8 protein-coding genes and 1 tRNA gene are annotated in these 7,675 nt (G+C 34.1%); 5 read left to right on the plus strand and 4 right to left on the minus strand.

The window, feature by feature from the left end; all coding sequences use genetic code 11:
• From AC1DTM_RS14475 to AC1DTM_RS14490, 4 genes are all read right to left on the minus strand, one after another.
• Positions 1-827, minus strand: an 827-nt coding sequence (locus AC1DTM_RS14475; protein WP_477000388.1) for a DEAD/DEAH box helicase family protein, incomplete at its 3' end; no start/stop codon positions are given.
• Between the two features lie 796 nt (positions 828-1,623).
• The gene (locus tag AC1DTM_RS14480) at positions 1,624-2,541 is read right to left on the minus strand and encodes a tyrosine-type recombinase/integrase (RefSeq protein ID WP_477000389.1); all 918 of its coding nucleotides are present in this window, start codon (positions 2,539-2,541) and stop codon (positions 1,624-1,626) included.
• A gap of 118 nt (positions 2,542-2,659) precedes the next feature.
• Positions 2,660-2,732, minus strand: a tRNA-Val gene (locus tag AC1DTM_RS14485).
• A gap of 190 nt (positions 2,733-2,922) precedes the next feature.
• Positions 2,923-3,147 carry a hypothetical protein gene (locus AC1DTM_RS14490; protein ID WP_477000390.1) on the minus strand — a complete coding sequence of 75 codons (225 nt, stop codon included), beginning with the start codon at positions 3,145-3,147 and terminating at the stop codon, positions 2,923-2,925.
• 283 nt (positions 3,148-3,430) lie between these two features.
• Here AC1DTM_RS14490 and AC1DTM_RS14495 point away from each other — a divergent pair, with 283 nt between their 5' ends.
• The 5 genes from AC1DTM_RS14495 (at position 3,431) to AC1DTM_RS14515 (ending at position 7,471) form a co-directional block, all read left to right on the plus strand.
• Positions 3,431-3,658 (plus strand): hypothetical protein, encoded by a 228-nt coding sequence (locus AC1DTM_RS14495; RefSeq protein ID WP_002201289.1) that lies wholly within the window; start codon positions 3,431-3,433, stop codon positions 3,656-3,658.
• 155 nt (positions 3,659-3,813) lie between these two features.
• Entirely contained in the window at positions 3,814-5,100 is a 1,287-nt protein-coding gene (locus tag AC1DTM_RS14500; protein ID WP_088098829.1) for a D-alanyl-D-alanine carboxypeptidase family protein, read from the plus strand.
• A 201-nt stretch (positions 5,101-5,301) separates the two neighbouring features.
• Entirely contained in the window at positions 5,302-5,871 is a 570-nt protein-coding gene (sipW, locus tag AC1DTM_RS14505; protein ID WP_016104223.1) for a signal peptidase I SipW, read from the plus strand.
• A gap of 61 nt (positions 5,872-5,932) precedes the next feature.
• On the plus strand, positions 5,933-6,520 hold the full coding sequence (locus AC1DTM_RS14510; protein ID WP_002158775.1) for a CalY family protein: 588 nt from the start codon (positions 5,933-5,935) through the stop codon (positions 6,518-6,520).
• A gap of 120 nt (positions 6,521-6,640) precedes the next feature.
• Positions 6,641-7,471 (plus strand): DUF4047 domain-containing protein, encoded by an 831-nt coding sequence (locus AC1DTM_RS14515; protein WP_082187210.1) that lies wholly within the window; start codon positions 6,641-6,643, stop codon positions 7,469-7,471.
• Positions 7,472-7,675 lie beyond the last annotated feature (204 nt).

Consider the following 7,675-nt stretch of genomic DNA (forward strand, 5'->3'; position numbering starts at 1 on the left):
TAATTATGCTTATTTCCCATCTTGTTCATATCCTTTTTATCTTTAGGTGAAAGATAATAAATGTTAATCAGTTCCTTCAAATGTGAACGGTCTTCATTTTTAAAAGACACATATGGTGCTAACTTATAGTTACTACCTTCCTTTACAACTGATTTATAGACATACTCTTGACCGAATAAATCAAAATAAGCACGTTGAATCTGTCCATCAAACATATAGGTCAGAATAAAAACTTCCTCAAAACGCTTAAATATTTCCACAGGGAAAATCCAATATACTGCACTCGGTTCATTTGCTTTGTCTTCATACATCATTAAGTTCCCTGAATAAGCTAGGTTCCTCAATTTTTCAAAGTACCCTTTTCTATAATCAAGTTGCTTCCAGTGAACAACACCGTTTTGATCTACTCCAATTACCTCGTTTTCTGTTAGCATTTTTAAGTCATCTTTTGAAACATCTACTTGTTCAATAACATCCATAACTTCATCTAGGATTAGCGTGTAATTCTCCATGTCTAACAAATCAATGACTTCACTATTTATATTTCTAAAAAGTGAATGTGTAGAAACAATGTTTTTACCTTCTGAGATGAGACGTTTTATATCTTCTAGCTTTGTTTCTCCTTTACAATCAGCTTGTGGTTGGTGAAAGTTACGATTAACAGAAGTAATTATTCGTTCTACCTCATTTATAAAGGGGGTAATGTAAATAAATTTTTGATACGCTGGTGCGTTCTTCATGAACTGTATTGCCCAACTAGTTTTACCACTACCCATAATTGAATCAATGATGTTAATTTTTGTTTGTACTGAATGTTTTAATAACATATCTAAACTCCTTTTCCCGTATAGTCCTGTAAGATTTGTCTTACATATACTTACTTGCAGGAAAAGAATAAAATAGGACAAATAAATTTGATTAGTGGTTACTTCCTTCTACAAATATCCATATTTAGTGGTAATTAAAATGATTTGAATCTCTTGACTTTAGGTTTTCCTTTTCGCTGAATTAACTAGATTTGTCTAGGAAATATTGGACAGAAGAATGACTACCTTTATAACACTTTAAAAAACAAAGTGCTATAAAAGTAGACGTTCTTTAATACTGAATTGAACTGAGTTTGCTGAGGTTTCCATCGTATCACCTTGTTTGAACGCTAGATTTTCATCTGCAACGAACTTTTAACATGTCATGCTTGTCCAACATGCTGAAAAACTTAGGGAAGGAATTGTACTACTGACATAACCTTAATTACTCGTAACCTAATATAATCTTTCTTATTCGTTGCTACCTGTACCGTAGTACACCAAGCAACCAGCCGAACCGTTAATGGTCGTTCTCACCTAGACTTCTAACAACGTAAACAAGGAAACGTTATCTGTTAGGACGCTTAATTTTATGACATTGGCTTAGCTAACCTGTTCAAGTGTTTATCGTGGTGTTAGGTCATTCCCACGTTCGGAAATTGCTGTACACTAGCTAAAAAAGACAATAGGGAACTAGACCTCTTGCATTATATTTTTGAAAAATTTATAATGGAGGTGCTGAATGTACGGAATTTCCGTTATTTAGTTTTGAATTTGAATTTTGGTCACCTATTGCCGTAGGTGGCTTTTTTCCTATTTATATATCTATCGTATTTAAAGGATTAAACTTGTCGTTTTGTTCTTTTAAGTCATTTCCCCACATAGCTGCGTATCTTTCTGTTACTACTATGGACGAATGWCTCATTAACCTTTGAACCGCAAATGTACTCATTCCCGATTGGATACAGCGTTGACAGAATGTATGTCTAAATGTATGACTGGAAAGACGTACATCTTTAAAATTCATAATCTTAGCTAGACGTTTAAAGACGTTTTGTACTGCATTAGGAGTTAGTTGTTTATTAGTACGGTTTGAAAAAACGTATTCTGAAAGTCCTTTTTCTACAAAGATCTGTTCGCAAAATGTTTTGTATGTCGCTAACTCCATAATTACCTTATCGGCAACAGGAATAGATTCTCTTTTACGACTTTTCCCAAATACAGATAAAGTTTGATATTTGAAGTCAATATCAGTCCACTTTAGGGAACATAATTCAGATTGTCTCAACCCTGTACCAAGTAAAACAACGATAATGGAATAGTCACGATATGCGTAAAAGGTTTTTTCACGCTGTTTAATCCTTCTATAGTAGTTAAGCATTTGTTTAATGTGATAATCCGTAAATACATCAATACGTACATCTTCTCGTGCTTTCTGTATTTTCTTAGCAGGATTATTCTTAATGACTTCACATTCAATCATATAATTAAGAAAAGCACGAATACGTTGCAACTTAGAGTTTGTAGTGGTTGCGTTGTTTCCTTTCTTTTGATAATGCAAGATATATCGCTTCATAATACTTGTAGTAATATCCTCGACATTGATAACATCATGTTCTAAACAGAAATTTTCAAACTGTTTCAGAATATCCCGATAGCTTTGTAGCGTTTTCGGTGTAACATTCTTAAACTCTCTATCGTCCAAAAAATCAAGGACAGCAAATTTTAACAACAAAAAACCACCCCGCATTTTTTTGCGAAGTGGTTTTCGTTTAGTCGTACCGGTTTGGTAATGACCATAACATTTTTAATTGTTAAGAAACGTACTCAAACCCTTGATATAACTAACTGTATGACCCCGGAGAGGTTCGAACTCACGACCTCCACCCTGTCAAGGTGGCGCTCTCCCTGCTGAGCTACGGGATCTTCAAAGATGCTTATGTAATAGCATCTTTAATAATTATGCTAAAGCAATTATATATAATTAACTGAAATTTTACAATATTTTTATAGTAATCTGTTAAAGGTAAAGTATTTGGAATCACGCTAGTAGTGTATTAAGGAATAGATAAGAAGAGCATCTAATTGAAAGTGGATTTTGAATAAACCGGTTATATTATGATTTCCGATACCAATCCAAAGGACTGTTATCACTTAAATCAACAAGAAAAGGAAATAAGAAGTGTAAAGGTAAGCTTATAAGTTCAGGCATAGCGTTCAATGTTTTCTTTGATAGATATTGCCGTCCGAAACAATACGGACAATCTTTTTCAAATGTTATGAGAAGCGACCATACATCTTTTATTTTCCACTTCGTTTTACAATACGTGCAATGCGCCATGGAGTTCCTCCTCATTTTAAGGTGGTTTCTAATATATTCCATTTGATCGTGCTAAAGTCAAGTGTATTTGGTGTGATAGAATGTAAGTTGGTTTGTTTTTTTATATGGATGTATTCCGTAATTTATGACTAAATGAATGTAGTGTGAGGATTATATAGTAAGAGATTTTCATTTTTAATATGCAAATTGGCCAATATATCCTTTTTACAATTTTCAAGAAATCATGTATAAAAGAAGTACAAGATATTTATAAATATTCAGGAGTAGAGGGAGAATAATTGTAATGGTAAGAAAAACGTTCAAGATGCGTGTGTCTAGAAATAGAACGATTTCGATTGATGGTTCGATTCTTGATGTGGATGTGACGCATGATGAGTTTTTGCAAGAGTTCGTTGAGTGGGTCGATTCTAAAGGTTGGTCGTTTATGGGTATGACGGATGAGATTACGCCTGAGGAAGCTAGTCAAAAGTTAATAGATTCGTTGATTGATGAGAAGGATAAGAAAGAGTAATTCCTTCTTATTTTTTATTGTATATTTATGTTCCTCATCGTAAAAGTGTGATATAGTAAAAAATAGTGAATATTCTTCCAATTTAATACAAATTACATATAGATTGGTAGAATTATTTTATAGAATGTGAAAGTAAAGTGAAAAGGGAGAGTCATATGGTAAATTTTAAGAAAATTTCGGTTTTTATTATGGTTATTTGTTTATTTTTTTTGACACCTATGACGTTATATGCTGAGACGAATATTGGAGTAAACCCGGAGCAAGTGGCACCTCCACCAGCCGAAGGGCCGAATGTTTTTAGTCAGTTTGCGACTACGATTGATGCGAAAACAGGAGATATGTTGTACGACAAAAATGCACATCATCGTGCGTTCCCTGCTAGTATGACGAAAGTGTTAACGGCGATTTTACTAATGGAGCATACGAAGCCAGAGGATCAATTTACGTTTTCACAATTAGCATTAGATCAAGAGAAGAGTAATTATCAAATTGAGTTTCAACCTGGTGAGACTATTAATAGAAATACTGCACTTATGATTTTAATGGTGCTGAGTGCGAATGATGTGTCGTATGCGATTGCGGAGCGTATTGGAGGAAATGTTGAAAATTTCGCTAATATGATGAATGAAAGGGCGAAGCAATTAGGGGCTAAAGATAGCCATTTTGTAACGCCAAATGGATTGCATGATCCAAATCATTATACGACGCCATATGATATGGCCATGATTACGAGAGGTGTGCAAAAGTATCCTGAAATTTTACAAGCGATGAATACGAAAAGAACGACGGTTACGACATCTACGCAAACAGTGTCTATTTTTAATAAGTCTACTTATTTTGAAAATCCATATAGCATTGGTGGTAAGACAGGATTTACGAATGAAGCGCGCAATACGCTCGTTTTATTAAATGAGAAGGATGGGAATCGCATTATAAATGTAGTAATGGCTTCTCAAAGACCTGAAATTTATGAAGATTTGAAGCAGATGGCGGAATATTCTTTTGGGCAATTTACGAAGCAAACTGTATTAGATAAACATAGCTGGCATCAAAAGACAACGTATTTAAATAAAGATGTTGATTCTGAATTGGAAAAAAGTGCTGAGCTTATGCTAAAGAAAGATGAAGGGAAAAATGTAAAAACGGCTTTTCGGGTTAATTCAGTGGATAAAGAAGCTTTGTACCAAAAAGGAATTCATCGCGGTGAAGTAGTTGGTGCGGTAGATATTATAAAAAATAATCAAACGATTGCGACTATAAATGTTCTTTCAAAAGAAGATGTTACGTTTGCGATGCCTAAAAAAGATACAGTTGCACCTGAAGTAGAGGAATCCAATGTGAAAGTGATAAGTGTTGGGATAGGTGCGATTGTATTATTTGGAGCCATTTTATATGTAGTGCTGCGCCGAAATAGACAAGGAATGAAATCAGAAGAGAAATAAATTGTTAGTATAGAGACTGTGATGAGGTTTTGTCACGGTCTTTTTTGCATGTATTTTAAAAACGATTTAACTAATAATTGTAAATGTTCTTATTGCATTTCTGTATTGTTCGTTATATTATTTACTTGTGTTCTTGTTAAAGAACGAAAGTGGATATTACATATTTCAAATAATATAAAACAACAGAGAGGGAGAGAGACGATGAAATTAGTTTGGAAGATTATTAGCAACGTTATCTCATTTGTTTTATTTGCATTGATGGTTTTTTTAGCTTTTGTAGTTGTTTCGTCAAAAGCGAGTGGCGGGGATCCAACTGTGATGGGATATCAATTTAAATCAGTGTTATCAGGATCGATGGAACCGACATTTTTAACAGGATCAATCATTGCAATAGAGCCAACTAAAGATGGCTCTAAATATAAAAAAGGCGATGTTATTACGTTTAAAGAGAAAAATGACAAAATTATCACTCACCGTATTATCGGTGTGAAAGATACAAATGGAAAAGTAATGTATGAAACAAAAGGGGATAACAACAACGGACCAGATTTAGCACCAGTACTTGCAGAGAATGTAATCGGAAAGTATGCAGATATTACAGTTCCATACGTTGGTTATGGACTGAATTATGCGAGTTCAAAAGCGGGTGCAGCATTACTTCTTATTATTCCAGGAGTCTTTTTACTTGGTTATTCCGCGATTTCTATTTTTGGCGCTATTCGTAGCATCGACGGAGAAAAGAAAGATAAAAAAGTAGAACAATCCGTATAGTTAATTTGGTTATATCTTCCTATTAGGAAGTTAACAAATATATATTATGGGGGATTTGGACATGACTTTAAAGAAAAAATTAGGAATGGGTATCGCATCAGCAGTACTAGGAGCAGCATTAGTTGGTGGAGGAACATTTGCATTCTTTAGCGACAAAGAAGTGTCAAACAATACATTTGCGGCTGGTACACTTGATTTAGCGGCAAACCCATCGACAGTTGTTGATGTATCGAATTTAAAGCCTGGCGATACAATTAAAAGAGATTTTAAACTAGAAAATAAAGGCTCTTTAGACATTAAAAAAGTTTTACTAAAAACAGATTACAAAGTAATCGATGCGAAGGGCGACAATAAAGATGATTTTGGTAAACATATTAAAGTAACATTCTTAAAGAATGTAGATAAGCATGAAACAATTGTAAAAGAAACAACGCTAGATAAATTGAAGGGTGATACACTTACAGCGGTAGACAATGATTTAGCTGCTTGGTTCTGGGATGAAAAAGGTATTTCTGCAGGTAAGTCCGATAAATTTACAGTGAAATTCGAGTTTGTTGATAATAAAAAAGACCAAAATGAATTCCAAGGAGATAAACTAAATTTAACTTGGACGTTTGATGCACAACAAACAGAAGGTGAAGCAAGATAATAATAAAAAAGGGCTATCACATGGATAGCCCTTTTTCTATTTTTCTAGCATATGGCTATCATTTTGTATAGTTCTTTATTATAATAAAGATAATGTTCTGTATAAAGAACGCATTGTTCGATGGGAGAGATTAAGATGCTGAAAAGACCGCGTAATTTAAAAAAGATGCTTATATTGCCGTGTGTGTGCTCTATTACGTTTTATTTAGGATCTCAAGTCATGACGCATACAGAAGCGGCATTTATTCATGAAACGAAAGTAGAAGCGACGCTTTCTACAGCAATTATATTTCCGAAAACAGTTAATACGTTAAAAGAGCAAGCTGAGCAACATAAACAGTTTATTGAGCATGAGTATGGAACAATGAAGGGGAAATTGAAAGCAACTTCTATTGAAGAAATAGAACAGGCAATTGTAGTATGGCAGCAAGGACGTGAGAAAATTACTTCTGAGAAGGAAGCTTTACAAAATGTATATACTGCAATAGAAACTCCTTATAATCAAATACAAGAAGAATTAAAGGGAAATAAAGATGAGTCGATTCAGCAAGTAGCTTTATATGTGAATGAAGGCTTTCGCAGTATAAAAGAGAAGCGCGATTATATTGAGAAAGAAGTTAGCTTGCAAGCTATTGATGAACAGATCCAGGCTCTCCAGCAACAATTAAATGTTGCAATTGAAGCGGAAGGGCAAAAGAAAGTAGAAGAACAGAAGAAAGCAGAAGAACAGAAGACAGCAGAAGAACAAAAGAATGTAGAAGAACAGAAGAAGATAGAAGAACAGAAGAAGCTAGAAGAACAGAATGAAACAGAAGAACAGAAGAAGCTAGAAGAACAAAAGAAAGCAGAAGAACAAAAGGAAGTAGAAGAGCAGAAGAAAGTAGAAGAACAAAAGAAAGCAGAAGAGAAAAAGAAGGTAGAAGAACAGAAACAAACAGAAACAGCTAAGTAGCCTGAGCAAGTGATTTAATGAGAATGCTACTTCAATTAACCAATAATATTGTGGCTAGCACGACTTAGAGATCGTCATGAAAGAGAATAATGTATATAAGTGTGAGGGAGTATTTATCCTCGCACTTATTGTCTTGCTCTCGTGTGCTTCTAATAGAAAATGTGTTGGAATGAGCTGAAAAAAACTGAAAAATCAAAACAATAT

It is taken from the genome of Bacillus sp. P4_D3 (assembly GCF_056401855.1).

Excerpts from the sequence above, each read along its gene's own strand:
- AC1DTM_RS14490 (WP_477000390.1), bottom strand. The coding sequence starts at position 3,147 with ATGGCGCATTGCACGTATTGTAAAACGAAGTGGAAAATAAAAGATGTA.
- AC1DTM_RS14495 (WP_002201289.1), top strand. The coding sequence starts at position 3,431 with ATGGTAAGAAAAACGTTCAAGATGCGTGTGTCTAGAAATAGAACGATT.
- AC1DTM_RS14500 (WP_088098829.1), top strand. The coding sequence starts at position 3,814 with ATGGTAAATTTTAAGAAAATTTCGGTTTTTATTATGGTTATTTGTTTA.
- sipW (WP_016104223.1), top strand. The coding sequence starts at position 5,302 with ATGAAATTAGTTTGGAAGATTATTAGCAACGTTATCTCATTTGTTTTA.
- AC1DTM_RS14510 (WP_002158775.1), top strand. The coding sequence starts at position 5,933 with ATGACTTTAAAGAAAAAATTAGGAATGGGTATCGCATCAGCAGTACTA.
- AC1DTM_RS14515 (WP_082187210.1), top strand. The coding sequence starts at position 6,641 with ATGGGAGAGATTAAGATGCTGAAAAGACCGCGTAATTTAAAAAAGATG.